Origin of the sequence: Citrobacter sp. Cu231 (assembly GCF_030332265.1) — a bacterium.
Lineage (GTDB): Bacteria > Pseudomonadota > Gammaproteobacteria > Enterobacterales > Enterobacteriaceae > Citrobacter > Citrobacter meridianamericanus.
Genome location: NZ_JAOWIE010000046.1, coordinates 58,632 through 84,031 on the forward strand (window position 1 = coordinate 58,632; position 25,400 = coordinate 84,031).

Annotated in this window: 29 protein-coding genes; 18 read left to right on the top strand and 11 right to left on the bottom strand. The window is 52.6% G+C overall.

The window, feature by feature from the left end; genetic code table 11:
* Nucleotides 1–24: 24 nt before the first annotated feature.
* Nucleotides 25–1,647, top strand: a complete 1,623-nt coding sequence (locus OGY15_RS20065) for an isovaleryl-CoA dehydrogenase (RefSeq protein ID WP_286540812.1) — start codon at nt 25–27, stop codon at nt 1,645–1,647.
* Nucleotides 1,648–1,732: 85 nt separating this feature from the next.
* Here OGY15_RS20065 and yjfN read toward each other — a convergent pair whose 3' ends face one another.
* Nucleotides 1,733–2,008 carry a DUF1471 family protease activator YjfN gene (gene yjfN / locus OGY15_RS20070; RefSeq protein WP_151217356.1) on the bottom strand — a complete coding sequence of 92 codons (276 nt, stop codon included), beginning with the start codon at nt 2,006–2,008 and terminating at the stop codon, nt 1,733–1,735.
* 147 nt (nt 2,009–2,155) lie between these two features.
* Nucleotides 2,156–2,485 carry a biofilm peroxide resistance protein BsmA gene (bsmA, locus tag OGY15_RS20075; RefSeq protein ID WP_151217358.1) on the bottom strand — a complete coding sequence of 110 codons (330 nt, stop codon included), beginning with the start codon at nt 2,483–2,485 and terminating at the stop codon, nt 2,156–2,158.
* A gap of 181 nt (nt 2,486–2,666) precedes the next feature.
* Between bsmA and yjfP the strand changes: the two genes are divergently transcribed.
* A complete protein-coding gene (gene yjfP / locus OGY15_RS20080) occupies nt 2,667–3,416 on the top strand; it encodes an esterase (protein ID WP_151224462.1) in 750 nt (249 codons plus the stop codon).
* On the opposite strand, the gene ulaR is transcribed toward yjfP, so the two are convergent.
* Nucleotides 3,413–4,168: an HTH-type transcriptional regulator UlaR gene (ulaR, locus tag OGY15_RS20085; RefSeq protein WP_003025646.1), complete on the bottom strand. Its 756-nt coding sequence runs from the start codon at nt 4,166–4,168 to the stop codon at nt 3,413–3,415. The two genes, yjfP and ulaR, sit on opposite strands and share 4 nt — an antisense overlap.
* Before the next feature lie 105 nt (nt 4,169–4,273).
* Nucleotides 4,274–5,338: an L-ascorbate 6-phosphate lactonase gene (gene ulaG / locus OGY15_RS20090; RefSeq protein ID WP_151217362.1), complete on the bottom strand. Its 1,065-nt coding sequence runs from the start codon at nt 5,336–5,338 to the stop codon at nt 4,274–4,276.
* 364 nt (nt 5,339–5,702) lie between these two features.
* Between ulaG and ulaA the strand changes: the two genes are divergently transcribed.
* Genes ulaA through OGY15_RS20120 form a run of 6 tightly spaced genes read left to right on the top strand, consistent with a single transcriptional unit; the run spans nt 5,703 to nt 10,111 of the window.
* Complete coding sequence (ulaA, locus tag OGY15_RS20095; RefSeq protein WP_151217364.1) at nt 5,703–7,100, top strand: PTS ascorbate transporter subunit IIC; 1,398 nt, start codon at nt 5,703–5,705, stop codon at nt 7,098–7,100.
* Between the two features lie 15 nt (nt 7,101–7,115).
* Nucleotides 7,116–7,421 carry a PTS ascorbate transporter subunit IIB gene (ulaB, locus tag OGY15_RS20100; RefSeq protein WP_003025655.1) on the top strand — a complete coding sequence of 102 codons (306 nt, stop codon included), beginning with the start codon at nt 7,116–7,118 and terminating at the stop codon, nt 7,419–7,421.
* A 9-nt stretch (nt 7,422–7,430) separates the two neighbouring features.
* Nucleotides 7,431–7,898, top strand: coding sequence for a PTS ascorbate transporter subunit IIA (gene ulaC, locus OGY15_RS20105; protein ID WP_151217366.1), 468 nt, complete (start codon nt 7,431–7,433; stop codon nt 7,896–7,898).
* 12 nt (nt 7,899–7,910) lie between these two features.
* Nucleotides 7,911–8,561, top strand: a complete 651-nt coding sequence (gene ulaD / locus OGY15_RS20110) for a 3-keto-L-gulonate-6-phosphate decarboxylase UlaD (protein WP_151217368.1) — start codon at nt 7,911–7,913, stop codon at nt 8,559–8,561.
* Between the two features lie 9 nt (nt 8,562–8,570).
* Nucleotides 8,571–9,425 (top strand): L-ribulose-5-phosphate 3-epimerase, encoded by an 855-nt coding sequence (locus tag OGY15_RS20115; RefSeq protein WP_151224465.1) that lies wholly within the window; start codon nt 8,571–8,573, stop codon nt 9,423–9,425.
* Nucleotides 9,425–10,111, top strand: coding sequence for an L-ribulose-5-phosphate 4-epimerase (locus OGY15_RS20120; protein WP_151217371.1), 687 nt, complete (start codon nt 9,425–9,427; stop codon nt 10,109–10,111). The genes OGY15_RS20115 and OGY15_RS20120 overlap by 1 nt, the downstream gene beginning before the upstream one ends.
* Before the next feature lie 132 nt (nt 10,112–10,243).
* On the opposite strand, the gene yjfY is transcribed toward OGY15_RS20120, so the two are convergent.
* The gene (gene yjfY / locus OGY15_RS20125) at nt 10,244–10,519 is read right to left on the bottom strand and encodes a DUF1471 family protein YjfY (RefSeq protein WP_151224466.1); all 276 of its coding nucleotides are present in this window, start codon (nt 10,517–10,519) and stop codon (nt 10,244–10,246) included.
* A gap of 298 nt (nt 10,520–10,817) precedes the next feature.
* On the opposite strand from yjfY, the gene OGY15_RS20130 reads away from it, so the two are divergent.
* From OGY15_RS20130 to OGY15_RS20155, 6 genes are all read left to right on the top strand, one after another.
* The gene (locus OGY15_RS20130; RefSeq protein WP_151217375.1) at nt 10,818–11,582 is read left to right on the top strand and encodes a TSUP family transporter; all 765 of its coding nucleotides are present in this window, start codon (nt 10,818–10,820) and stop codon (nt 11,580–11,582) included.
* 158 nt (nt 11,583–11,740) lie between these two features.
* Nucleotides 11,741–12,136, top strand: coding sequence for a 30S ribosomal protein S6 (rpsF, locus tag OGY15_RS20135; RefSeq protein WP_003025672.1), 396 nt, complete (start codon nt 11,741–11,743; stop codon nt 12,134–12,136).
* A 6-nt stretch (nt 12,137–12,142) separates the two neighbouring features.
* The gene (gene priB, locus OGY15_RS20140) at nt 12,143–12,457 is read left to right on the top strand and encodes a primosomal replication protein N (protein ID WP_003025674.1); all 315 of its coding nucleotides are present in this window, start codon (nt 12,143–12,145) and stop codon (nt 12,455–12,457) included.
* A gap of 4 nt (nt 12,458–12,461) precedes the next feature.
* The gene (gene rpsR / locus OGY15_RS20145; protein WP_000135199.1) at nt 12,462–12,689 is read left to right on the top strand and encodes a 30S ribosomal protein S18; all 228 of its coding nucleotides are present in this window, start codon (nt 12,462–12,464) and stop codon (nt 12,687–12,689) included.
* A 41-nt stretch (nt 12,690–12,730) separates the two neighbouring features.
* Nucleotides 12,731–13,180: a 50S ribosomal protein L9 gene (gene rplI, locus OGY15_RS20150; RefSeq protein ID WP_003025676.1), complete on the top strand. Its 450-nt coding sequence runs from the start codon at nt 12,731–12,733 to the stop codon at nt 13,178–13,180.
* 144 nt (nt 13,181–13,324) lie between these two features.
* On the top strand, nt 13,325–14,248 hold the full coding sequence (locus OGY15_RS20155; RefSeq protein WP_187253612.1) for a DMT family transporter: 924 nt from the start codon (nt 13,325–13,327) through the stop codon (nt 14,246–14,248).
* A 55-nt stretch (nt 14,249–14,303) separates the two neighbouring features.
* On the opposite strand, the gene OGY15_RS20160 is transcribed toward OGY15_RS20155, so the two are convergent.
* Entirely contained in the window at nt 14,304–14,954 is a 651-nt protein-coding gene (locus OGY15_RS20160) for a LysM-like peptidoglycan-binding domain-containing protein (protein WP_286540819.1), read from the bottom strand.
* Nucleotides 14,955–15,173: 219 nt separating this feature from the next.
* On the opposite strand from OGY15_RS20160, the gene bamJ reads away from it, so the two are divergent.
* Nucleotides 15,174–15,794, top strand: a complete 621-nt coding sequence (gene bamJ / locus OGY15_RS20165) for a BamJ family beta-barrel-assembly machinery protein (RefSeq protein WP_003025685.1) — start codon at nt 15,174–15,176, stop codon at nt 15,792–15,794.
* Between the two features lie 308 nt (nt 15,795–16,102).
* Nucleotides 16,103–17,512 (top strand): D-serine/D-alanine/glycine transporter, encoded by a 1,410-nt coding sequence (gene cycA / locus OGY15_RS20170; protein ID WP_286540821.1) that lies wholly within the window; start codon nt 16,103–16,105, stop codon nt 17,510–17,512.
* Between the two features lie 82 nt (nt 17,513–17,594).
* Here cycA and ytfE read toward each other — a convergent pair whose 3' ends face one another.
* On the bottom strand, nt 17,595–18,257 hold the full coding sequence (ytfE, locus tag OGY15_RS20175; protein WP_151217382.1) for an iron-sulfur cluster repair protein YtfE: 663 nt from the start codon (nt 18,255–18,257) through the stop codon (nt 17,595–17,597).
* A gap of 244 nt (nt 18,258–18,501) precedes the next feature.
* Between ytfE and OGY15_RS20180 the strand changes: the two genes are divergently transcribed.
* Complete coding sequence (locus OGY15_RS20180; protein ID WP_187253613.1) at nt 18,502–20,073, top strand: methyl-accepting chemotaxis protein; 1,572 nt, start codon at nt 18,502–18,504, stop codon at nt 20,071–20,073.
* Between the two features lie 64 nt (nt 20,074–20,137).
* On the opposite strand, the gene OGY15_RS20185 is transcribed toward OGY15_RS20180, so the two are convergent.
* The 3 genes from OGY15_RS20185 to OGY15_RS20195 all read right to left on the bottom strand — a co-directional run bounded on the left by OGY15_RS20185 (nt 20,138) and on the right by OGY15_RS20195 (nt 22,934).
* On the bottom strand, nt 20,138–21,103 hold the full coding sequence (locus OGY15_RS20185) for a DMT family transporter (RefSeq protein WP_151217489.1): 966 nt from the start codon (nt 21,101–21,103) through the stop codon (nt 20,138–20,140).
* A gap of 76 nt (nt 21,104–21,179) precedes the next feature.
* A complete protein-coding gene (locus tag OGY15_RS20190) occupies nt 21,180–22,004 on the bottom strand; it encodes an AraC family transcriptional regulator (RefSeq protein WP_286540823.1) in 825 nt (274 codons plus the stop codon).
* 63 nt (nt 22,005–22,067) lie between these two features.
* A complete protein-coding gene (locus OGY15_RS20195) occupies nt 22,068–22,934 on the bottom strand; it encodes an SDR family oxidoreductase (protein WP_286540825.1) in 867 nt (288 codons plus the stop codon).
* Between the two features lie 90 nt (nt 22,935–23,024).
* On the opposite strand from OGY15_RS20195, the gene OGY15_RS20200 reads away from it, so the two are divergent.
* Nucleotides 23,025–23,405, top strand: coding sequence for a winged helix-turn-helix transcriptional regulator (locus tag OGY15_RS20200; protein WP_005134463.1), 381 nt, complete (start codon nt 23,025–23,027; stop codon nt 23,403–23,405).
* Between the two features lie 45 nt (nt 23,406–23,450).
* Here OGY15_RS20200 and cpdB read toward each other — a convergent pair whose 3' ends face one another.
* Entirely contained in the window at nt 23,451–25,394 is a 1,944-nt protein-coding gene (gene cpdB, locus OGY15_RS20205; protein ID WP_286540829.1) for a 2',3'-cyclic-nucleotide 2'-phosphodiesterase, read from the bottom strand.
* Between the last annotated feature and the right edge of the window lie 6 nt (nt 25,395–25,400).

The following is a 25,400-nucleotide window of genomic DNA, read 5'->3' on the forward strand; positions in this document are numbered from 1 at the left end:
GGGCCATTGACGGAGGGAGACACAATGCACTGGCAAACGCATACCGTTTTTAACCAACCTGTACCGCTCAATAACAGCAATTTGTACCTGTCGGATGGGGCTCTGTGCGAAGCGGTCAATCGCGAAGGCGCGGCCTGGGACAGCGATCTTCTCGCCAGTATTGGTCAGCAGTTAGGGACTGCCGAGTCGCTCGAATTGGGTCGGTTGGCTAACGCTTATCCACCGGAACTGTTGCGCTACGACCCGCAGGGGCAGCGGTTGGATGATGTGCGTTTTCATCCAGCCTGGCATATGCTGATGCAGGGATTGTGCGCCAACCGCGTACATAATCTGGCCTGGGAAGAAGACGCGAGGCAGGGAACATTTGTTGCCCGGGCGGCCCGCTTCATGCTGCATGCACAGGTGGAAGCGGGTACGTTGTGTCCGGTGACTATGACGTTTGCCGCCACGCCGCTGTTGATCCAAATGTTACCTGCACAATTTCGCGACTGGTTGACGCCGCTGCTAAGTGACCGTTATGACTCGCATTTACTGCCCGGAGGGCAAAAGCGTGGGCTGCTAATCGGCATGGGAATGACCGAAAAGCAGGGTGGTTCAGATGTGCTGAGCAATACCACTCAGGCAGAACGTCTTACAGACGGCGCGTATCGGCTGGTCGGACATAAGTGGTTTTTCTCCGTGCCGCAAAGCGATGCCCATTTGGTGTTGGCTCAGGCAAAGGGCGGTTTATCCTGCTTTTTTGTACCGCGATTTTTACCTGATGGGAGCCGGAATGCGATTCGTTTTGAACGACTCAAAGATAAGTTAGGCAACCGATCCAACGCCAGCTGCGAGGTTGAATTCCACGATGCGATTGGTTGGCTATTGGGTGACGAAGGGGAAGGTATCCGCCATATCCTGAAAATGGGCGGGATGACGCGTTTTGACTGCGCGCTCGGCAGTCACGGCATGATGCGGCGTGCTTTTTCCGTCGCGATTTACCATGCGCATCTGCGACAGGTTTTTGGTAAGACATTGATTGAACAACCGATGATGCGTCAGGTATTAGGTCGAATGGCACTCCAGTTAGAAGGACAGACGGCGTTATTGTTCCGACTGGCGCGGGCCTGGGACCGTCGTGCTGATGTCAAAGAAGCGCTGTGGGCCAGGTTGTTTACGCCAGCAGCGAAATTCTCCATTTGCAAGGCCGGTATGCCGTTTGTGGCAGAGGCGATGGAAGTGCTGGGCGGGATTGGCTATTGCGAGGAGAGCGAGCTGCCGCGGCTGTATCGTGAGATGCCGGTAAACAGTATTTGGGAAGGCTCCGGTAACATTATGTGCCTTGATGTATTGCGGGTACTGACAAAACAACCTGGCATCTACGATATGCTCAGCGAAGCTTTTGCGGAGGTAAAGGGGCAAGATCGGCATTACGATCGAATGGTACGTCAGCTACAGCAACGTTTACGTAAACCCAGCGAGGAGTTGGGACGGGAGATTACGCAGCAACTGTTCTTGCTCGGCTGCGGGGCACAGATGTTGCGCTATGCCTCTCCGCCAGTGGCGCAGGCCTGGTGTCAAATGATGCTCGATACGCGGGGCGGACTACGATTGTCTGAACAGGTGCTGAACGATTTGCTCCTGCGGGCAACGGGGGGATTACGGTAATAACTTGCCTGATGGCGACGCTGGCGCGTCTTATCATGCCTACGCTCAGTCCAGGTCAGATAAGTTTACGCCATCCGGCAATCTGTTACGCATAAAGTATGGCCTGTACGCGCCAGTTATCGGGCTGCTGGTCTTCGTACATTTGAATGATCCGATACCATGAGGCACCTTGTTCATCCGCTTTTAACGCGATTACACGTTCTACATCCTGCGGATTCCCAGCAATGTTACTGACAGAGATCAGGCCAATTTCGTTCAGGCCCGTAACGCAGTCAGCACTGGCGAACTCGGCAGACTGCGCCGTAGTACCTACCAGTCCGGCAGAAAGCAGCAGTGAGGATAAGGCAAGTGTTTGTTTCATCGTCAGCTCCATTATTCGTACCCCTACACACGGCAGGGCATTCCATCGCGATAATAAACCGCAAGCTTCCTGCTGTTGGTTTATTGTGCACAGGTAAACGCATAGGGGTGCAAAGCAATGTAAAGCTGACTAAATTTCAACCCAATGTTATTTACGATACAAAATTGCCTGTGAATACCATTGGCCTGTCACGATGGTTTCATCCACTAATAAAACCACGTAGTAATCAGCTTTAGCCGCGACGGCTTTGGCACGGATCTCTGCCAGCGCATCATCCGGAGAGCCTCTTACCAGCGAGCTAACCGTCCCTATTCGCTGTAACCCATTACTTTGGTCACGGCGAATCTCCTGCGGGTGGTCGGCAACGGGTGGTGCGGGTTGCGGAGTTCCCTGTAGCACGCTACAGGCGCTTAAAAACACCACCAACAATAAAGAGGCAAACCGACGCATAACTCTATCTCGTTTCCTGATATCCATAGTGTAGTGCCTTATCAATTTCCCTTTAGGGGAATGTTCCCGAATTGTTATCTCTCACGCGATTTTCGAATGAAAATGTTGTGAAAGCGTAACCCAGTTCTCAACATTATGAATCATTGCCGAACACATTCGCTTGCGTTAAGTATTGCTGCATGGCATACCAGAAAGAAAGAGGCGACAAATGATCGAAATTGAAACACGACAGTTGGCTGGTATCCCTGTCCTGCACGCCGTTCCGGCAGGCAAGTGTGAAAGTTCACTCCCATGCATTATCTTCTACCACGGATTTACATCTTCAAGTCTGGTCTACAGTTATTTTGCCGTTGCTCTGGCTCAGGCCGGATTTCGCGTCGTCATGCCAGATGCGCCCGACCATGGTGTCCGCTTTAACGGTAATGCTCAGGAGCGAATGTTCCGCTTCTGGAATATATTGCAGCAAAACATGCAGGAATTTACGACGTTACGTGCGGCGCTGGTGGCGGAAAATTGGTTATCAGATGAACGACTTGCTGTTGCGGGAGCATCCATGGGAGGAATGACGGCGTTGGGCATTATGGCTCGCCACACTGAGGTTAAATGTGTAGCCAGCCTGATGGGTTCAGGCTATTTCACCCGTCTTGCGCGTACGCTTTTTCCTCCTTTGCAGGTCCAGACGCCAGAGCAGCAGGCAGAGTTCGATGCCGTTATTGATCCGCTAGCCGAATGGGATGTTACGCATCAACTGCAACGTCTGGCCGATAGACCATTGCTGCTGTGGCATGGACAAGAAGACGATGTGGTACCGGCGGTTGAAACCTACCGCTTACAGCAGGCGCTGATTCAGGCAGGGTTGGACAATAATCTGACCTGCCTGTGGGAAGCGGGCGTGCGCCATCGCATTACGCCTGAAGCGCTGGCTGCGACGGTAACATTTTTTCGCCAGCACCTTTAAACGCGCATAATGCTTACGCCCTGAGCTTCAAGCTGTTGCAGAATTTCAGGGTTCGCGTTTTTACCGGTAATGAGCATATCGATTTGATCGGCGCGGCTGAACAGCATCCCCGCGCGTTCACCGACCTTACTGCTGTCGACCAGTACCACCAGTTTGCCCACCACGTTAAGCATCTTCTGCTCGGCCATCGCAGTCAGCATATCGGTTTTATACAGTCCGTCCGCGGTCAACCCTTTACCGCTGGTAAACATCCAGTGTCCGGCATACAGGCTATTTTCACTGCCTTGCGGGCTAAGCGTGATGGATTGGCTTTTGTTGTATTGCCCGCCCATGATGATCACGCTGTCATGCTCCTGGTCGATCAGATAATTTGCCAGCGGCAGATAATTGGTGATGATCTGCACTGGCTTGCCGCACATTTCACGACCCAGCAGGAAAGCGGTCGATCCGCAGTTGATCACCACACTTTCACCCGCATTCACAAGCTGGGATGCCGCCTTGGCAATACGTACTTTTTCATCGTGGTTCTGCGCCTGGTGCAAATTCATTGGCGTCCAGCGCGGACGCTGCTGCGTAATAGCTTCTGCGCCGTTGCGGACTTTCTTGAGTTTGCCGCTTTCGTCGAGTTTGTTGATGTCCCTACGGGCCGTTGCGGGTGAAATCCCCAGACGCTCAATCACGTTCTCAACGGTAACAAAGCCCAACTGCGCCAGCATATCCAGCAATATTTGATGTCTTTGTGCTTCAGTCATGAGCTATTCCGATACAAATTGATTTGAAAAGATGATATTTGAAATAGCCTGGAAATACTAAAGTAAAAGGGAAAAATGCCGGGATGACCCGGCATTTTGTGTGGATCACAGGAAGGATTTAAACGGTAAATCTGGTTCAATGGTGAAGCAGTCATCAAAGCCGCGCGGATAGTGATATTCAAAGTTATCTTTGTCCAGCGGCCAGGTGAACTTGCCGCCTACCTGCCAGATGAATGGCTTAAAGCCATACTTCAGCCGATCCTTTTTCATCTCCCACAGGACGCGGATCTCTTGAGGGTCAGCCTGAAAGTTTGACCAGATGTCATGATGGAAGGGGATCACCACTTTCGTATTCAGCGCTTCAGCCATACGCAGCATGTCGGCGCTGGTCATTTTGTCCGTAATCCCACGCGGATTCTCACCGTAGGATCCAAGCGCGACGTCAATCTGGTGCTCGTTGCCATGTTTTGCATAATAGTTGGAGTAGTGTGAGTCTCCGCTGTGATACAGCGTACCCCCCGGCGTTTTGAACAGGTAGTTTACCGCGCGGGCATCCATACCATCCGGCAGCACGCCTGCCGCTTTTTGATCTGCAGGCAAGGTGATTAATGCCGTACGATCAAACGCGTCGAGCGCGTGAATCTCAATATCTTTTACTTTAACAACGTCGCCCGGTTTCACTACGATGCAGCGTTCTTTTGGTACGCCCCAACCGATCCATAGATCCACGCAGGTTTGTGGTCCGATAAACGGCACGTCGTCGGCGCAGTTCTGCATGACGGCTGCCGCAACATTCACATCAATGTGATCGTTATGATCGTGCGTCGCGAGTACCGCATCGATCTGTCGAATGGCAAACGGATCAAGAACAAACGGTGTGGTGCGCAGATTCGGCTGCAGTTTTTTCACCCCTGCCATACGTTGCATTTGGTGGCCGGTTTTCATCAGCGGGTTACCGTGACTCTGTTTACCCGTACCGCACCAAAAATCGACGCAGACGTTAGTCCCGCCCTCTGATTTCAGCCAAATTCCGGTACAGCCAAGCCACCACATAGCGAAAGTGCCTGGTGCAACCTGTTCCTGTTCGATCTCTTCATTCAGCCAGCTTCCCCACTCCGGGAATGTACTCAGGATCCATGATTCACGCGTGATGCTTTTTACTTTACTCATCGCATTTACCTTCATGTTTACTCAAATTGAATCAATGTGTGATTTGTTTTGATTAATCCTGACATTATTTTTTCATATTGGCAATGGGGGATTTTTGAGCTTTGCACCAATGACAGAAAAGGTAATGTAATGATTTTAGGTGGTTTTACGCTATGGGGTTTATTGTAATTTATTGATTTAATTAACATTGAGTATTTTTCGTCGCACTGCTTAATTATCCACTCTTTAAATGTGGTAATTATTTGCGTACTGCATCACATTTAATCAAATTTAATCTTGTTGTGATTACTTTTGAAAATTACAGTGAGTGGACAACATCCTGGGCATCTGGAAAGCCCGGCAACTTCGTCTACTGGAGATCGTTATGGAGATCCTCTACAACATCTTTACCGTCTTTTTTAATCAGGTTATGACCAACGCCCCGCTGTTGCTGGGTATTGTGACCTGTCTTGGCTATATCCTGTTGCGTAAAAGTGTCAGCGTTATCATTAAAGGCACGATCAAAACGATTATCGGTTTTATGCTGCTGCAGGCGGGGTCTGGCATTCTCACCAGCACGTTCAAACCGGTGGTGGCGAAGATGTCCGAGGTTTACGGTATCAACGGTGCGATTTCCGATACCTATGCTTCCATGATGGCAACCATCGAACGTATGGGGGATGCCTATAGCTGGGTAGGGTATGCCGTGCTGTTGGCGCTGGCGCTAAACATTTGTTACGTACTGCTACGGCGGATTACCGGTATTCGCACCATCATGCTGACCGGGCACATCATGTTCCAGCAGGCGGGCCTGATCGCCGTTTCTTTCTACATCTTTGGCTATTCCATGTGGACGACCATCATCTGTACAGCGGTGCTGGTGTCGCTCTACTGGGGCATTACCTCCAATATGATGTACAAGCCTACCCAGGAAGTGACCGACGGTTGCGGTTTTTCCATCGGTCACCAGCAGCAGTTTGCCTCGTGGATTGCCTACAAAGTCGCGCCTTACTTAGGTAAGAAAGAGGAGAGCGTGGAAGATCTCAAACTGCCAGGTTGGCTGAATATCTTCCATGACAACATCGTTTCTACCGCGATTGTGATGACCATTTTCTTCGGCGCTATCCTGCTCTCTTTTGGCATTGATGTGGTTCAGGCGATGGCGGGTAAAACCCACTGGACGGTCTATATCTTGCAAACTGGTTTTTCGTTCGCCGTCGCTATTTTCATCATCACTCAGGGCGTACGCATGTTCGTTGCTGAACTTTCAGAAGCGTTCAACGGTATCTCTCAGCGTTTGATTCCCGGCGCGGTGCTGGCCATCGACTGCGCGGCGATTTATAGCTTTGCTCCTAACGCGGTGGTCTGGGGTTTTATGTGGGGCACCATTGGCCAACTGATAGCAGTGGGCATTCTTGTGGGCTGCGGCTCCTCCATCCTGATTATCCCAGGCTTTATCCCGATGTTCTTCTCGAACGCCACTATTGGCGTATTTGCTAATCACTTTGGCGGCTGGCGAGCGGCGCTCAAGATTTGCCTGGTGATGGGGATGATCGAAATCTTCGGCTGCGTCTGGGCGGTGAAGCTTACCGGTATGAGCGCCTGGATGGGCATGGCGGACTGGTCAATTCTGGCGCCGCCGATGATGCAGGGTTTCGCCTCCATCGGCATCGTGTTTATGGTCGTCATTCTTCTGATTGCACTGGCTTATATGTTTTTCGCAGGGCGCACGTTGCGCGCTGAGGAAGACGCAGAAAAACAACTGGCAGAACACTCTGCTTAAAAAGGAGTTCCGATTATGACCGTACGTATTCTGGCTGTATGTGGCAATGGGCAGGGCAGTTCCATGATCATGAAAATGAAGGTGGATCAGTTTTTAACCCAGTCAAATATCGACCATACGGTAAACAGCTGTGCCGTGGGGGAATACAAAAGTGAACTGAGCGGCGCAGATATCATCATCGCCTCTACCCATATTGCCGGCGAGATTACCGTATCTGGCAATAAATATGTTGTCGGCGTGCGCAACATGCTGTCTCCCGCCGATTTTGGACCAAAACTGCTGGAAGTGATCAAAGCGCATTTCCCACAGGACGTGAAGTAAGGACACGCCATGAAATTACGTGATTCGCTGGCAGACAATAATTCAATCCTTTTACAGGCTGAGGCCAGCACCTGGCAGGAAGCGGTAAAGCTTGGCGTGGATCTGTTGGTTAAGGCTGATGTGGTTGAACCACGTTACTACCAGGCGATCCTCGACGGAGTCGAGCAGTTTGGTCCGTACTTTGTGATCGCACCCGGTCTGGCGATGCCGCACGGTCGCCCGGAAGAAGGCGTCAAAAAAACGGGCTTCGCGCTGGTAACGCTGAAAACTCCGCTGGTGTTTAACCACGAAGATAACGACCCGGTCGATATCCTGATAACGATGGCGGCAGTTGATGCCAACACGCATCAGGAAGTAGGCATCATGCAGATCGTGAATCTGTTTGACGACGAAGCCAATTTCGACCGTTTACGCGCCTGCTGCACCGCGCAGGAAGTGCTGGATTTAATTGATAACGCCACCGCGGCGGCTGTTTAAAAGGATACCAAAATGTCATTACCTATGTTGCAGGTTGCGCTGGACAACCAATCAATGTCTTCCGCGTATGAAACGACGCGTCTGATTGCCGAAGAGGTCGATATCATTGAGGTGGGTACTATTCTTTGCGTGGCAGAGGGCGTTCGTGCCGTTCGCGATCTGAAGGCGCTTTACCCGCATAAAATTGTGCTGGCGGACGCTAAAATTGCCGACGCGGGCAAAATCCTCTCCCGCATGTGTTTCGAAGCCAACGCAGACTGGGTAACCGTCATCTGCTGTGCCGATATCAACACCACCAAGGGTGCTCTGGCGGTGGCGAAAGAATTTAACGGTGACGTACAGATTGAACTGACCGGCTACTGGACCTGGGAGCAGGCGCAGGAGTGGCGTGACGCGGGTATTGGGCAAGTTGTCTATCACCGCAGTCGTGATGCGCAGGCGGCAGGCGTGGCGTGGGGAGAGGCGGATATCAGCGCGATCAAGCGTCTGGCCAATATGGGCTTTAAAGTTACCGTGACCGGCGGTCTGGCGCTGGAGGACCTGCCGTTGTTCCAGGGGATCCCGATTCACGTCTTTATCGCTGGTCGCAGCATTCGCGACGCCGCTTCTCCGGTTGAGGCCGCACGTCAGTTCAAACGTTCCATCGCCCAGCTGTGGGGATAAGGAGCGGCTATGCTGTCGAAAGAGGTCCCGCTCGGTATTTATGAAAAAGCGCTCCCTGGCGGGGAGTGCTGGCTGGAACGCTTGCAACTGGCGAAGGAACTGGGCTTTGACTTTGTCGAAATGTCGGTTGATGAAACCGACGCACGCCTGGCGCGCCTTGACTGGTGTCGCGAGCAGCGACTGGCGCTGGTGGCGGCTATCGCCGAAACCGGAATACGCGTACCGTCCATGTGCCTGAGCGCCCACCGTCGTTTCCCGCTTGGCAGCGAAGATGATCGGGTGCGCGAACAGGGGCTGGAGATTATGCGTAAAGCCATTCAGTTTGCGCAGGATATCGGTATTCGCGTTATTCAACTGGCGGGTTACGACGTCTATTACCAGCAGGCCAATAACGAAACGCGTCGTCGGTTTCGCGATGGACTAAAAGAGAGCGTGGAGATGGCGAGCCGTGCGCAGGTGACGCTGGCGATGGAAATCATGGATTATCCGCTGATGAATTCGATCAGCAAGGCGCTGGGTTATGCTCACTATCTCAACAATCCGTGGTTCCAGCTGTATCCCGATATTGGTAATTTGTCGGCGTGGGACAACGACGTGCAGATGGAGCTGCAGGCTGGGGTAGGCCATATCGTCGCGGTACACGTGAAGGATACTAAACCAGGTGTATTCAAAAATGTGCCGTTTGGTGAAGGGATCGTTGATTTCGAGCGTTGTTTTGTGACGCTCAAACAGAGTGGATACTGCGGGCCATACCTGATTGAGATGTGGAGTGAAACAGCGGACGATCCGGTACGTGAAGTCGCGAAAGCGCGCGATTGGGTGAAAGCGCGTATGGCCAGCGCAGGTCTGATGGAGGCGGTGTAATGCAAAAACTTAAACAGCAGGTTTTTGAAGCCAATATGGATCTGCCACGCTACGGGCTGGTGACATTTACCTGGGGTAACGTCAGTGCCATCGACCGTGAACGTGGGCTGGTAGCGATCAAGCCCAGTGGTGTCGCCTACGAGCACATGACTGTTGATGATATGGTGGTGGTCGATATGTCAGGGAAGGTGATAGAAGGCGGCTTTCGTCCTTCTTCCGATACCGCCACCCACCTGGCGCTCTACCAGCGTTATCCGTCGCTGGGCGGAGTCGTGCATACGCACTCTACTCATGCCACTGCCTGGGCGCAGGCAGGGCTGGCGATCCCGGCTCTGGGAACCACTCACGCGGACTACTTCTTTGGCGATATTCCCTGTACCCGGGCATTGACGGAAGAAGAAGTGCAGGGCGAGTATGAGCTGAATACTGGCAAGGTGATCATTGAAACGCTGGGCAATGTAGAACCATTACATTCGCCGGGTATTGTGGTGTATCAGCACGGTCCGTTTGCCTGGGGTAAAGATGCTCACGATGCGGTACACAACGCGGTGGTCATGGAAGAAGTGGCGAAAATGGCGTGGATTGCGCGTGGCATTAACCCGGCGCTCAGCCCCATCGACAGTTACCTGATGAATAAGCACTTCATGCGAAAGCACGGCCCAAATGCCTATTACGGCCAGAAGTAAGAAAAAAACGTTCCGGAGCCAACTCTTCATGGGGATGAGAGCGGTCTGGCTTCAGGACTTTTTTGCAAAAAAAAGCCCCCGATAAGGGGGCAAATCAAACTGTGGCAATATTCTCGTTGGTTATTTCTGATGCTAGCGATAAATATCTGCACTGGCATGCATATTTCCGTTACTACCGGGTTCCCTGGTGAGGATCACGTGATAGTAGGTTGCGCCTTGTACATCGGTTTCTTCATTCAGGGCCTGAGTGGCTTCACTTTCAGTGGCGAAGTTATGATTTATGTAAATAACGCCTAAGCTCTGCACATCATCCATATTCCTGGCCTGATGATTGTCAATTTTGATGGCTGCCGTTGCATTTGCACTGAGCAAAAGTACAGCCAGAAGGGGCAAAATACGGGCTCGCATATGTACCTCCTCGATTGCGGTCTCTGGTTAGCTCTCTCCTGTGAGTGGATAACTTCTGATTTAATTTTAACCGCTCCCGGCGCAGTCGATAGCGACCATTTCTGATGCAGTTGTTCAAAAAATTACCGCAAAGCCATCTTTTCTTTAATTAACAATCAGCTGAAGCCTTCCGCTGCGGTTAAAAATACCTGCCTCGCGCGCATAAGCTCTTACCAAATAGTCAATTTAATCGGGTGAGTACGCCGTTTATAGTGAGCCGGATAATTAATATAACTTTATGATAATAAGGCAAAAACTTATGGATACTTCATTCATGGATTTCAGCTACTTTGTGATTATGTTTATGGTCGCGCTGGTGGCAGGCTTTATTAATGTAGTGTCGGGCGGCGGTGGTTTTCTCTCTATTGGCGCTCTCTTAATTTCTGGTTTACCCCCCGCCAATGCGCTGGCAACCAATAAAATTCAGGCGTTGGGCAGCTCGCTGACCTCCGGAATTTACTTTTTACGCCGGGGACATATTAATGTGCAGGAACACAAATATGTCTTTTTATCTGCCTTTATCGGTTCTGCGTTGGGCACGACGCTTATCCAGTTTATTGAACCAGAAGTGTTGAAGAAACTGCTGCCGATCCTGATTATTGCGGTCGCCATCTACTTTATTTCTGCGCCTAATCTTAGCGAACCGAAAAGAAAGCAGCAGGTATCCCTGTTTCTCTTCTCGTTGATCTGCGGGGGAGGAATTGGGTTTTATGATGGTTTTCTCGGTGCCGGAGCAGGCTCCTTTTATACGCTCTGCTACATCCTGCTGTGGGGATACAGCATCGATAAGGCGCAAATTCACTCGAATTTTATCAACCTGGCGTCGAACATCGCCTCGATTCTGTTCTTCATTTTCGGCGGTAAAATGATCTGGTCGCTGGGGCTGGTGATGTTTGCTGGTCAGTCCCTTGGCGCACGTCTTGGCGCGACGGTGGTACTGACGCGCGGGAAGAAAGTTATCCGGCCGATGATTGTCGTTGTCTCCATTTGTATCAGCATCAAAATGCTGCTTGATATGTATTAATTGCGGCATGGTAAATAATCGTACAATCACCTTGAGTTTAGCGGCTGACCCCAGTATTATGACGCGTCATTTTTCAGCCGACCTTTAACACGTTCCTTGCCTCCATGGGCCTCGGCTGACCCAGACAGGAGGCTGAATAATCCGTAAGGAGCAATTCGATGCGTCATTACGAAATCGTTTTTATGGTCCATCCTGACCAGAGCGAACAGGTTCCGGGTATGATCGAACGCTACACTGCTGCCATCACTGGTGCAGAAGGCACGATCCACCGTCTGGAAGACTGGGGCCGCCGTCAGCTGGCTTACCCGATCAACAAACTGCACAAAGCTCACTACGTTCTGATGAACGTTGAAGCGCCGCAGGAAGTGATCGATGAGCTGGAAACTACCTTCCGCTTCAACGATGCCGTTATCCGCAGCATGGTTATGCGTACTAAACACGCTGTTACCGAAGCATCTCCGATGGTTAAAGCGAAAGACGAGCGCCGTGAGCGTCGCGATGATTTCGCTAACGAAACCGCAGATGATGCTGAAGCTGGGGATTCTGAAGAGTAATTTCTGATGACCAACCGTCTGGCGTTGTCCGGCACCGTGTGCAGGGCTCCCCTTCGAAAGGTCAGTCCATCAGGAATTCCTCATTGCCAGTTCGTGCTTGAGCATCGTTCTGTGCAGGAGGAAGCCGGGTTTCACCGGCAGGCGTGGTGCCAAATGCCCGTTATTATTAGCGGACACGAAAACCAGGCCATTACTCACAGTATAACGGTCGGTAGCGCAGTGACCGTTCAGGGGTTCATCTCTTGCCACAAGGCAAAGAACGGCCTGAGCAAAATGGTTCTGCATGCCGAGCAGATTGAATTGATAGATTCTGGAGACTAGCCATATGGCACGTTATTTCCGTCGTCGCAAGTTCTGCCGTTTCACCGCGGAAGGCGTTCAAGAGATCGACTATAAAGATATCGCTACGCTGAAAAACTACATCACCGAAAGCGGTAAGATTGTCCCAAGCCGTATCACCGGTACCCGTGCAAAATACCAGCGTCAGCTGGCTCGCGCTATCAAACGCGCTCGCTACCTGTCCCTGCTGCCGTACACTGATCGTCATCAGTAATCGGTCACGGTCCATTAATACGACTTTGAGAGGATAAGGTAATGCAAGTTATTCTGCTTGATAAAGTAGCAAACCTGGGTAGCCTGGGTGATCAGGTTAACGTTAAAGCGGGCTATGCTCGTAACTTCCTGGTACCACAGGGTAAAGCTGTTCCTGCTACCAAGAAAAACGTTGAATTTTTCGAAGCGCGCCGCGCTGAGCTGGAAGCTAAACTGGCTGACGTTCTGTCCGCTGCTGAAGCTCGTGCTGAGAAAATCAACGCACTGGAAACCGTAACCATCGCGTCTAAAGCTGGCGACGAAGGTAAACTGTTCGGTTCCATCGGTACTCGCGACATCGCTGACGCTGTAACTGCAGCTGGCGTTGAAGTTGCTAAGAGCGAAGTTCGTCTGCCGAACGGTGTTCTGCGTACCACTGGTGAGCACGAAGTGAGCTTCCAGGTTCACAGCGAAGTGTTTGCTAAGCTGACTGTAAACGTAGTTGCAGAATAAGTTTTTATTCTGATAACCGCGTAAAAGCGCCGGCCCTGTGCCGGCGTTTTGCTTTTCTGTTTCCCCCCGCTTTTCGCTCTGGCTATTCTTTATCCTTTTCGGGATAATCACAAAAATAAAACATTATTTCAAAGTGGTGATGGAATGGAACCAACGCACCAACCTCTGTTTGCGCGTAAAAATGTTGTCTACCTGAGCGCGGCGTTCTGCTGCCTGCTGTGGGGGAGCGCCTATCCGGCGATAAAAAGCGGATATGAGATCTTCCAGATTGCCACGGATGATATTCCCTCAAAAATTGTCTTTGCCGGCTATCGCTTCCTGTTTGCGGGATTATTGCTGCTACTGTTGGCGATGGCGCAGCGTAAACCGATTGGCCGGTTAAGCCCGCGTCAATACGGTCAGCTCACGCTGTTGGGACTGACGCAAACCTCGCTGCAATACATCTTCTTCTATATTGGCCTGGCGTTCACGACGGGGGTAAAAGGCTCCATCATGAATGCGACCGGGACCTTCTTCAGCGTGCTGCTGGCCCATTTTATCTACCATAATGACAAACTGAGCTACAACAAAGCGCTGGGCTGTATCCTCGGCTTTGCTGGGGTGATGGTGGTGAACTTTAGCAGCGGAATGGATTTTAGTTTCAGCCTGTTAGGTGACGGTTCAGTGGTGATGGCCGCCTTTATTCTTTCGGCCGCCACGTTATACGGTAAACGCATTTCTCAGACGGTAGATCCGACGGTAATGACGGGGTATCAACTGGGCGGTGGCGGTCTGGCGCTGGTTATCGGCGGCTACGCTTTTGGGGGCTCGCTGACCTTACATGGCGCATCTTCAGTGGCGATTCTGGGCTACCTGACGTTACTCTCTTCGGTCGCCTTTGCCTTGTGGAGTATTCTGCTCAAGCATAACCGCGTGGGGATGATTGCGCCGTTTAACTTTCTGATCCCGGTTTCGGGAGCGGTGCTGTCGGCGATATTCCTCGGCGAAAACATTCTCGAATGGAAATATGCGCTGGCGCTGGTGCTGGTTTGTTCAGGGATCTGGTGGGTGAATAAGGTGAAGCGCTGATGCTTCACCTTGATGCCTGATGGTGCTGTGCTTATCAGGCTTACATGTGTGCTGCTTAACGGGCGCGAATAAAACTGCCGTTCGGCTGGCGGGTAAACAGTACCTGCTGGCCATTACCGGTATCGATGGTTAACCCGGTCACCACGCCATTGGCATTCTGCCTGATCTGCACCATCTGACCGTCTTTCAGATTACTTAGCGGTTTTCCTGCACCTTCAACCTGCGCCATTGCATACACATCGGTTGGCGGGAGGTTATGGTCACGGAAGACCTGGGCCAGCGTTTTGCCCGAGTCGACGCGATAAGAACGCCACTGTTGCTCAATTCCGTTATCCTGTTGGAAAAGTTGCGTCTGCGGCTGAGATTGCTGAACCTGCGGCTGCGCGTCCGGTTCTCCTTCCTGGATCGGTTCCGGTGCAACCGGAGCGACCTGGCCGGGATCGTTTTGCGGGGCCACTAACTGTGCCTGAAGCTGAGCCTCGGTTGGCGGTTGCGACTGTGACTGTAAATCCAGTTGGGCAGTACGCGTCACCACAGGGGCATCAGTAGTGTCACTGGAAGGAAGCAGGAAACCGATCACCAGCACGATAGCAGCAATAATAATGCCGCGTCGGTGCATAGGCGGTAGCGGGTCCATAATGCGAAAATTGTCCGGTGCATGCCAGATTTTCGCCAGGGTTGGTTTTAATTCAAAGCGCCCGGGCATGGCTTTCCTCCTGCTCCGCGTCTCGTTCCTCGATCATAGAGTATAGATGGCTAACGCTATGATGTTCGTCATATTACCCGCTTTCGTGACGTCAACGCGGGATATTCCTATTGTTTATGTTTCCTCGCGATTTGTCATCTGTTCCCGAGACAAAGTTTTACCGGATGCGGCATGGCTGATATGCTGCCCGCTACTTTACATCCGATGAAAGGAAATATGATGGCTAACCCGACTTTTGACACTATCGAAGCGCAAGCAAGCTACGGCATTGGTTTGCAGGTAGGACAACAGCTGAGCGAATCCGGACTGGAAGGACTGTTGCCTGAAGCGCTGGTAGCGGGTATCGCTGACGCGCTGGAAGGTAAGCACCCGGCAGTGCCGGTCGATGTTGTGCATCGCGCACTGCGTGAAATCCACGAACGTGCTGATGCAGTACGTCGCGAGCGTTTCCAGGCTATGGCGGCTGATGGCGTCAAATATCTGGAAGAAAACCGTGAGAAAGAAGGTGTGAACAGCACTGAATCCGGTTTGCAGTTCCGCGTTCTGACTCAGGGCGAAGGTGCTATTCCGGCGCGTACTGACCGCGTTCGCGTTCACTATACCGGTAAACTGATCGACGGTACCGTGTTTGATAGTTCTGTCGCACGCGGTGAGCCGGCTGAATTCCCGGTTAACGGCGTTATCCCAGGCTGGATTGAAGCGCTGACCCTGATGCCGGTAGGTTCCAAATGGGAACTGACTATTCCTCAGGAACTGGCTTACGGCGAGCGTGGCGCTGGCGCGTCCATCCCTCCGTTCAGTACGCTGGTGTTCGACGTTGAGCTGCTTGAGATCCTGTAAGCAGTGAACTCTGTTCCCCCCGAGGCCGGGGGGAGCAAAAAAATAGCGTGAAAAGCTATTGTTACGTCGATGTCGAGATTTTATCTTGCAAATGCCGCATCAGCGTGTATTTTTGTGAACTGTTTCGCGCTATCAGAGTGATATGACACTCACTTTAAACATTAAATTAACATTATATCTAAATCTTAGTATTCATCCCGCCAATTCTTACCTAATATCGATGAGTCCTGATAACAGGATCGTCGTATCATCGACACACTAAAGGCCGTAGAGCCTGAACAACACAGACAGGTACAGGAAGAAAAAACATGGTAGATCAGGTAAAAGTCGACGCCGCTGAAGAGGCATCGACTGAACAGTCGCTACGGCGCAATCTCACAAACCGTCATATTCAACTTATTGCCATTGGTGGTGCTATCGGCACCGGCCTGTTTATGGGCTCAGGTAAAACTATCAGCCTCGCCGGGCCGTCGATCATCTTTGTGTATATGATCATCGGTTTTATGCTGTTTTTCGTGATGCGGGCAATGGGGGAATTGCTGCTCTCGAATCTGGAGTACAAATCGTTTAGTGATTTCGCCTCCGACCTGCTCGGGCCATGGGCCGGATATTTTACCGGCTGGACCTACTGGTTCTGCTGGGTCGTTACCGGGATGGCGGACGTTGTCGCCATTACGGCGTATGCACAATTCTGGTTCCCCGAGCTGTCAGACTGGGTCGCCTCGCTGGCGGTGATTGTGCTGCTTCTGAGCCTCAACCTCGCCACCGTAAAAATGTTTGGGGAGATGGAGTTCTGGTTTGCGATGATCAAAATCGTCGCCATCATCGGCCTGATCGTCGTCGGTCTGGTGATGGTATTGACGCACTTCCAGTCGCCAACCGGCGTTCAGGCATCATTTACGCATCTGTGGAATGACGGTGGCTGGTTCCCGAAAGGTCTGAGCGGTTTCTTTGCTGGCTTCCAGATAGCTGTGTTCGCGTTTGTGGGTATTGAGTTGGTGGGAACGACCGCTGCGGAAACCAAGGATCCGGAGAAATCTCTGCCGCGCGCCATTAACTCGATTCCGATCCGTATCATCATGTTCTACGTTTTTGCGCTGATTGTGATTATGTCCGTCACGCCGTGGAGCTCGGTCGTGCCAACCAAGAGCCCATTTGTTGAATTGTTTGTGCTGGTTGGTTTGCCTGCCGCAGCGAGCCTGATCAACTTTGTGGTGCTGACTTCAGCGGCCTCTTCCGCAAACAGCGGCGTGTTCTCGACAAGCCGTATGCTGTTCGGCCTGGCACAGGAAGGCGTTGCGCCTAAAGCGTTTGCCAAGCTGTCTAAACGCGCAGTTCCGGCGAAAGGTTTAACCTTCTCCTGTATCTGTCTGTTGGGCGGCGTGGTGATGCTGTACGTGAACCCGAGCGTAATTGGCGCGTTCACCATGATCACTACCGTGTCGGCGATTCTGTTCATGTTCGTCTGGACCATCATTCTTTGCTCGTACCTTGTGTACCGTAAGCAACGTCCGCACCTGCATGAAAAATCAATCTACAAGATGCCGTTAGGCAAGCTGATGTGCTGGGTATGTATGGCGTTCTTCGTCTTCGTACTTGTGCTGTTGACGCTAGAAGATGATACCCGTCAGGCGTTGATGGTGACACCGCTGTGGTTCATCGTGCTGGGTCTGGGCTGGTTGTTTATCGGTAAGAAACGTATGGCAGGTATGCGTTAAGCGTTGCCATCTCGGGCACAAAAAAGGCCACATAAACAGTGGCCGAATGCGGACTTCAGGAAGGCGCTCTCGGGCGCCTTTTTTATTCACCTGCGAGGGCACGCGGGAACAACACATTGTTTTCCAGACTGATGTGTTCCATCAGGTCGTCGATCATTTCGTTAATGCCGTTATACATGGCTTTCCAGGTGGTGCAGGCTTCTGGCGGCGGCGTCACGTTGTGGGTGATATGCTTGATTACTTCCACCAGTTCACCCGCATCGTCATGCTCGCTTTCCATCACGCTGATTGGCCCCATCGCCTGGCTACCCATGCCCTGTTTGATCATCGGGAACAGGATCTGCTCTTCTTTCATCATGTGGCTGGACAGCTCTTCATGCAGCATGGTCAGGTTTTTCGCCAGACCGCGCGGTACGTTCGGTTTGTCTGCGTGAACGCGTTCAACTTTAGTGGCCTGCAGAATCAGTTCCGGCAGCTGTTCACGGTGTCGGTCATGATAACGCACAACGATATGGTCAATGATTTCAGCCAGCGCCACGGTACGCCAGTCTTTTTCCAGCGGCTGCTCAGCGAGTTTTGCCAGTTCGGATTCGATGGCTTCGACATCCAGCTCTTTACGCGCGGCAGCGCGTGCCAGCGTTTGCTTACCGCCGCAGCAGTAATCCATATCGTATTTACGAAACAGGGCCGAAGCGCGAGGAATAGAGAGCGCCAGTTCACCTAAAGGTTGATCGCGATAAGACATTGCCGTTACCTCATTCTCAATAATATAAGATGCATTTTAAATACAAGTTATGGTGAAGGATATAACCCTTTCGGGGTGGGGTTTTTTGTGATGAATGTCACAAGAATTTCTTATTTCGTTAAGGTGCTGAATCTTATTGGAAAGGAGGGGGACGGCGAAAAAAGCCACGCGACAGTGTTAAATAAGCGCACGCCGCTGCCGATAGTTAGACCTCAGACAATACCTGCATAATAAAAGGCTACAGATGTTCAAACGAATTAAAGTGATAACCTTACTTATCACTGTGTTACTCGCCCTGGGCGCAATGCAGCTCATCTCCGCGGGCGTGTTTATTGGCGCGCTCAATAATGATAAACAAAACTTTAACGTCTCGCAGCTTTCCAGCCAGAACGTGGCTGAGTTTACCGATGCGTGGATTAGCCTGAACCAGGCTCGTGTCACGCTCAACAGGGGCATGCTGCGTTTACAGGGAACGATGGCCAGCGATATCAATGGTGGTCAGTTGAAGGAACTGGTGAACACGGCAAATCGTCTGTTGGCCGAATCGAAAGAGCATTACGATACCTACTACGCCTTGCCGGAAACGCCGGGACTGGATGAGCATCTGGCCGATCGACTGGAAGAACAGTACGGTATCTATTCTGCAACGCTGGCTAAAATGAACGCGCTGCTGGCTGAAGGTAAGCTGGAGGAGATGTTCAAACAGAATGCCGAGCAAAAGCAAACGGCGATGCAGGCCGTTTATCGGGAATGGCGTAGCGCGCAAACGGCGCTGGCCACTGCCGGAGTGCAGGACAATGAAAGTGATTATCAGAAGATTATCTGGTTGCTGTCCGCAGTGATGCTAATTGTTGTCGGCGTGATTATCGCCAGCTGGCTGGCGATGCAGCGAGTGTTACTCAAGCCGCTCCACGAAGTGATGGCACATATTCGCCACATTGCCGCGGGTGATTTGACGCACCGCATCAACGCCGATGGCAGTAATGAAATGGCGCTGCTGGCAGGCAACGTCCGCGAGATGCAGCAGGCGCTGGCGAATACGGTCAGCGTAGTGCGTGACGGGGCTGACACCATCTATACCGGTGCGGGTGAAATTGCCGCTGGCAGTAACGATCTCTCTTCACGTACCGAGCAGCAGGCCGCTTCTCTGGAAGAGACCGCTGCCAGCATGGAACAACTCACCGCGACCGTGAAACAGAATGCGGATAACGCGCGTCAGGCGACCAGTCTGGCAAAAAACGCCTCACAGACGGCGCAAAAAGGCGGAACAGTGGTTGATAGCGTGGTGCGTACTATGGATGAAATCGCTACCAGTTCCAGCAAAATCGCGCAAATTACCAATGTTATCGACGGCATAGCTTTCCAGACCAATATTCTGGCGCTGAACGCGGCGGTAGAAGCGGCGCGAGCGGGTGAACAGGGGCGTGGCTTTGCAGTAGTTGCAGGCGAGGTTCGCACGCTGGCGCAGCGTAGCGCTCAAGCAGCGAAAGAGATTAAGGCGCTGATTGATGACTCGGGGAATCGGGTCAATGCCGGTACCGCGCTGGTTCATGAAGCGGGTGAAACGATGGCGGAAATTGTCAGCGCCGTGACTCGCGTGACCGATATTATGGGCGAGATTGCCTCGGCCTCCGATGAACAGAGTCGGGGTATCGATCAGGTAGGCCAGGCGGTGGCTGAGATGGATCGCGTCACGCAACAAAACGCCTCGCTGGTGGAGGAGTCTGCTTCCGCTGCCGCTGCGCTCGAAGAGCAGGCTGCACGATTGAATCAGACAGTGGCGGTGTTTAAAGTGTCGCGTCGGATGACGGCGTAAACGCCTTATCCGGCCTGCAAGGTATTATTCCCCAGGCCGGATTAGCGCAGCGCCATCCGGCACATTATGATTGTGGTACCACGACAACGCTGGGTTTCTGCGGCTTGGCTCTGACGGCTATCACTACCCCAACCATCAGCAGCGCAATGCCGCTTATCGTCAGCAACGGCGGAAATTCCTGGCGCAGTATAAAGGTGTACAACAGGCCTGCCAGTGTTTCAAACACAATCAGCGGACCGAGGATCACCGTCGGCAGCTTCTGGCTGGCGACGTTCCAGCACAGTGCGCCAACCCACGAACACAAGACCGCAATGGCTATCATCAGGCCGATAAACACGCCCGGACGCGGGCCGAAGGGCAGAGCGAAGTCCGGCGTTTGCCCGTTCAGCCAGAGGCAGGCGGCAATATAACCGAACAGGGATACAGGCAGCGTCACCAGTGCCTGGGCCGTCGCCCACATCATTGGGTGCTTATCCGGATTTTCGCGTAGCCAGCGGGCATTACGCAGTGCATACCACGCCCAACACACCACCGAAATCAGCGCCAGCGCGATGCCAGAGCCATATCGCCAGCCGCTAAAGTCGGGGAGGCCCTGATTCAGCTCCGAAATATTCACGCACAGCAGACCCATGCCAATTAACACCAGCGCAGGCGACAAACGCCACCATGATAATTTGCCGTCGCGTTGGCTATAGAGCAAGTTAGCGAAGATAGGGATCACCACCGGCAAGGTACCGATTATCATGGTTGAGACCGGTGCTCCGGTGCGCTGGATGGCGCTTGCCAGACAAACGTAATAGACCAGGTTACCCATCATCGTTAGTGCCAGCGCCGTTATCCAGTCTTTACGCGTCAACTGGCGCAGGCGCACACGCCCCAGCCAGGCGATCGGCAACGCTATCAGCCCCAGCGCCAGATAACGCCCCATCGACTGTAACACCGCCGGGTATTCCGGTACGATCAGCGGCCCAACAAAAATTAATCCCCACATCAGCCCTGCCAGCAGGGCATACAACACGCCGCTAATCATTTTTGACATCCACATCGCTTAACAATAAGTCGAGTGTAGGCAGGAAAAATGCCGCGGTATTGTATGAGATTGCTGATCAACGCCGGACGACTTGTTTCTGATAACGCACCGGCGTAATGCCGTAGCGATGGGTAAACGCGCGGGTGAGATGCGACTGGTCGGTGAGGCCGGTTGCGGCGGCGACCTCTGCGGCGGGTATACCGTGAGTGAGAAAACCTTTAGCTCGCCACAGGCGGATCGCCATCAGCATCTGGTGCGGCGTGACGTGGAAATGCAATTTGAACTGGCGCTGAAAATGCCAGGGACTCAGCGATGCCACCCGCGCCAGTTCGTCGAGCGTGACCGGGTGCATATAGTTATCGTGCAGATACTCGCGGACTCGTTCAAAGCGATGCGCCCCCTCCGGCAATACCGGCGCATGGCGGGCCAGCGGTTGGAACGTGTCGATCAGATCGAGTAATAATCCTTTTTGCGCCAGCGGATCTTCCGTGTTCCACAGACCGTGGATCAATGAACAGATCTGACGCGAGCGCAGCGGATCGTGACGCGTTACGTCATGGAACCACCAGTGGCGGATCCCGGTGACCTCCTCCAGAAGATCGGGTTCAAGATAGATCATCCGATAGCGCCAGCCGTCGGCGGTTTCGGCTTCGCCGGTGTGCAGCTCATCGGGATTCATGGTGACGACGGACTGGGCGGGGGCCACGTACTGCGTACCGCGATAGCGAAAGCGTTCGGCTCCGGCTTCTATCGCGCCAATACCAAACGCTTCATGAGTGTGCGGCTCAAAGGCGTAACGCGAGATATGCGCATGATACAACTCAACGCCGGGCACCTGCGCCAGATGGCGAAAGCGGGCGCTGTCTTTCTCATCAATAAACTGCTCAGGTACACCTTGCACGTTTTCTCTCCCCACGCATCATTCTGTCATTATCAGAGAGGATGCGCGGGGATGCCACCACAATTAACTAATTTTTAACATTTGCACGATGCCTTTGACGCTGTCAGCCAGCGATGTGGTCGGGCGACCAATCAGTTTGCTCAGCGTATGGCTGTCGTCGAAGAGGCCGCCTTTGGAGGCGCCAGTGTCTGAGTCAGCCAGCATGTCCGCCAGCCCGGCAGGTAGACCAAAGCCCTTCAGCGCAGCGGCAAAGTCAGTTTCGCTCAGGTTCTGATACACCACTTTTTTACCGCTCTGTTTTGCCAGTTCGGCAGCCAGTTGGCTCAGTGTCCAGCCGTCATCGCCCGCCAGCTCATAGATTTTACCGGCGTGACCGTCTTCGCTGATGACGTGCACGGCAGCGGCGGCGTAGTCGGCACGGGTCGCCGAGGCGATTTTGCCCTCACCTGCCGCGCCAATAAAGATGCCATGTTCCAGCGTGGCCGGTGCGCTGGCGAGATAGTTTTCGGTGTACCAGCCGTTACGCAGTAGCGCGTACGCGATACCGGATTCAGCCAGCATCTTCTCGGTTGCGACATGCTCGTCAGCCAACCCCAGCGGGGAAGTGTCGGCATGTAGCAGGCTGGTGTAGGCGATAAATTTCACGTGGGCAGCTTTTGCCGCGTTAATTACGTTGCGATGCTGTGGGGCGCGTTGTCCCACTTCGCTCGACGAGATCAGCAGTAGCTTGTCGATACCCTGTAGGGCAGTTGTAAAGGCGGCTTCATCGCTGTAATCCGCCTGACGAACGGTAATGCCCTGCTGGCTAAGCGCCGTCGCTTTCGCAGGGTTACGTACAATGGCCACAATGTGGCTGGCAGGAACGGTTTTCAGCAAAGTTTCAATAACGTGTTGGCCCAGTTGGCCGGTGGCGCCGGTAATCGCGATCATGGGGTGACTCCTTGGTATTAGTCTTGTGTTTAATCACGCTAACACCTAAACTAACTTTTAGTAAGTACGCACAAAAAGGTAAGTATGAAAATGGCCACACCCACGCTTTCTCAGCAGTTACGCGATGGCAACTTGTTCGCCGAGCAGTGCCCCTCCCGCGAGGTGTTAAAACACGTTACCAGCCGCTGGGGGGTGTTGATTCTGGTGGCGCTGCGCGACGGTACGCACCGTTTTAGCGATCTGCGCCGTAAGATGGGCGGCGTCAGTGAAAAGATGCTGGCGCAATCCCTGCAGGCGCTGGAGCAGGACGGGTTTATCAACCGGGTATCGTATCCGGTCGTACCGCCGCATGTGGAGTATAGCCTGACGTCGTTGGGGGAGCAGGTGAGCGATAAAGTCGCCGCACTGGCGGACTGGATAGAACTGAATTTGCCGCAGGTGCTGGCGCAGCGGGAAGAGCGGGCGGCGTAAAGTATTGCCGGATAAGACGCAGTTGCGTCACATCCGGCACGAAAATTACTTACTCAAATCCAACTGATAAATCGCAAAACCAATGTCATCGGTCGCGACTTTTTTCAGCGGATATTGTCCTTTCTCTTTGATAAACGCGGCGGCCTTCTCGGTTGGTGATGTTTCAAAGCGAATATCCAGTTTGGTATCGCTGTGAATCGGCGCCAGACGCCAGTTGTTATCCGCTGCCGGATGTATTTCACCGGCGCGCTTCGTCTCGGCACCTATCCATGCCGCCAGCACCGAGCGGTTTTCATCCGGAGAAGCAAACGCGATGTGGCTGTCGCCAGTTCCGGCAAACTTACCACCGTAGGCACGGTAGTTATTCGTCGCGACGAGGAAGGTGGCATTTGGATCGACAGGTTTGCCGTTGAAGGTCAGATTTTTAATACGCTCTGCTTGCGGATTGATGGTCTGGCATTCACCGTCATAGCGGGCGGGTTGCGACACATCAATCTGGTAATTTACGCCGTCAATCACGTCGAAATTATAGGTACGGAAGCCGTCCCAGTTAATCAATGACTGTGGTTTGCTGCTGTGGATATCAATCTGATTGAACTGCCCGGCGGAACATTCCAGCCACTCTTTCACCTCTTTACCGCTGGCTTTCACCACCACCAGAGTGTTGGGATAGAGATACAAATCAGCGGCGTTACGGAAGGTTAACTGGCCTTTTTCGACTTCGACAAAGCTTGCCGGATCGTTCTTACGCCCACCGACCTTAAACGGCGCGGCGGCGGAAAGTACCGGTAGTTTTGCCAGATCCGGATCGCCCTGAATAAAGTGTTCCACATAGGCTTTCTGCGCGTTGTTCACCACCTGTACGGTCGGATCATCCTGTACCAGCGCCAGATAGCTGTACATATTGTCGGCGGATTTACCGATCGGTTTGCTGACAAACTCACGCGTGGCGTCGTGGTCGGCTTTCAGGATCTCAACGATTTTTTTGTCTTCTGCTGCCAGTGATTTTTTCGCTGCCGCGTCATAAATCGGACGTGCTTCGGCTTTCGCCTGGGTGACCTGCCATTTACCGCTGTCGTTATTCAGCACTAAATCCACCACCCCCAGATGATCGCCCCACATACCCGGCATCACCGCCGGAACGCCATTGAGCGTACCTTTTGTGATATCTGCACCTTTGATGTTGGCAAAGTCTTTACCGGGGAAAACAGCGTGGGCGTGACCAAACATAATGGCATCCACGCCCGGGACTTCACTGAGGTAGTAAACGGAATTCTCTGCCATAGTCTGGTATGGGTCGGCAGAAAGCCCGGAGTGAGCAACCACCACCACCACATCGGCACCCTTGGCTCGCATTTCCGGCACGTATTTACGTGCGGTTTTGGTGATGTCATTCACCGTCACTTTGCCGCTGAGGTTGGCTTTATCCCAGGTCATGATCTGCGGCGGTACAAAACCGATATAGCCAATCTTCAGCGTCTGCTTGTTCCCTTCTTTGTCGACAACCTCAGTGTCTTTGATCAGATAAGGCGTAAATAGCGGCTTTTTGGTCTTAACGTCGATGATATTGGCGTTAACGTAAGGGAACTTTGCCCCTGCCAGCGCGTTGTGCAGATACTCTAGACCGTAGTTGAATTCATGGTTGCCGAGGTTACCCACCGCGTAATCCAGCGTGTTTAGCGCCTTATAGACCGGGTGAGTTTCGCCCGCTTTCAGCCCCTTGGCTGCCATATAATCCCCGAGTGGACTGCCCTGAATCAAATCGCCGTTATCAACCAGCACGCTGTTTTTGACTTCTCCACGCGCAGCGTTGATAAGACTTGCCGTACGTACCAGACCGAATTTTTCAGTCGGTGTATCTTTGTAATAATCGAAATCCATCATATTGCTATGCAAATCAGTGGTTTCCATTATACGCAGATCGACGGTCGCGGCATTGACGCTGGCTGCAATCAACGTTACCAGAAGCGTTGCACTAAACTTAATCATCAGGGG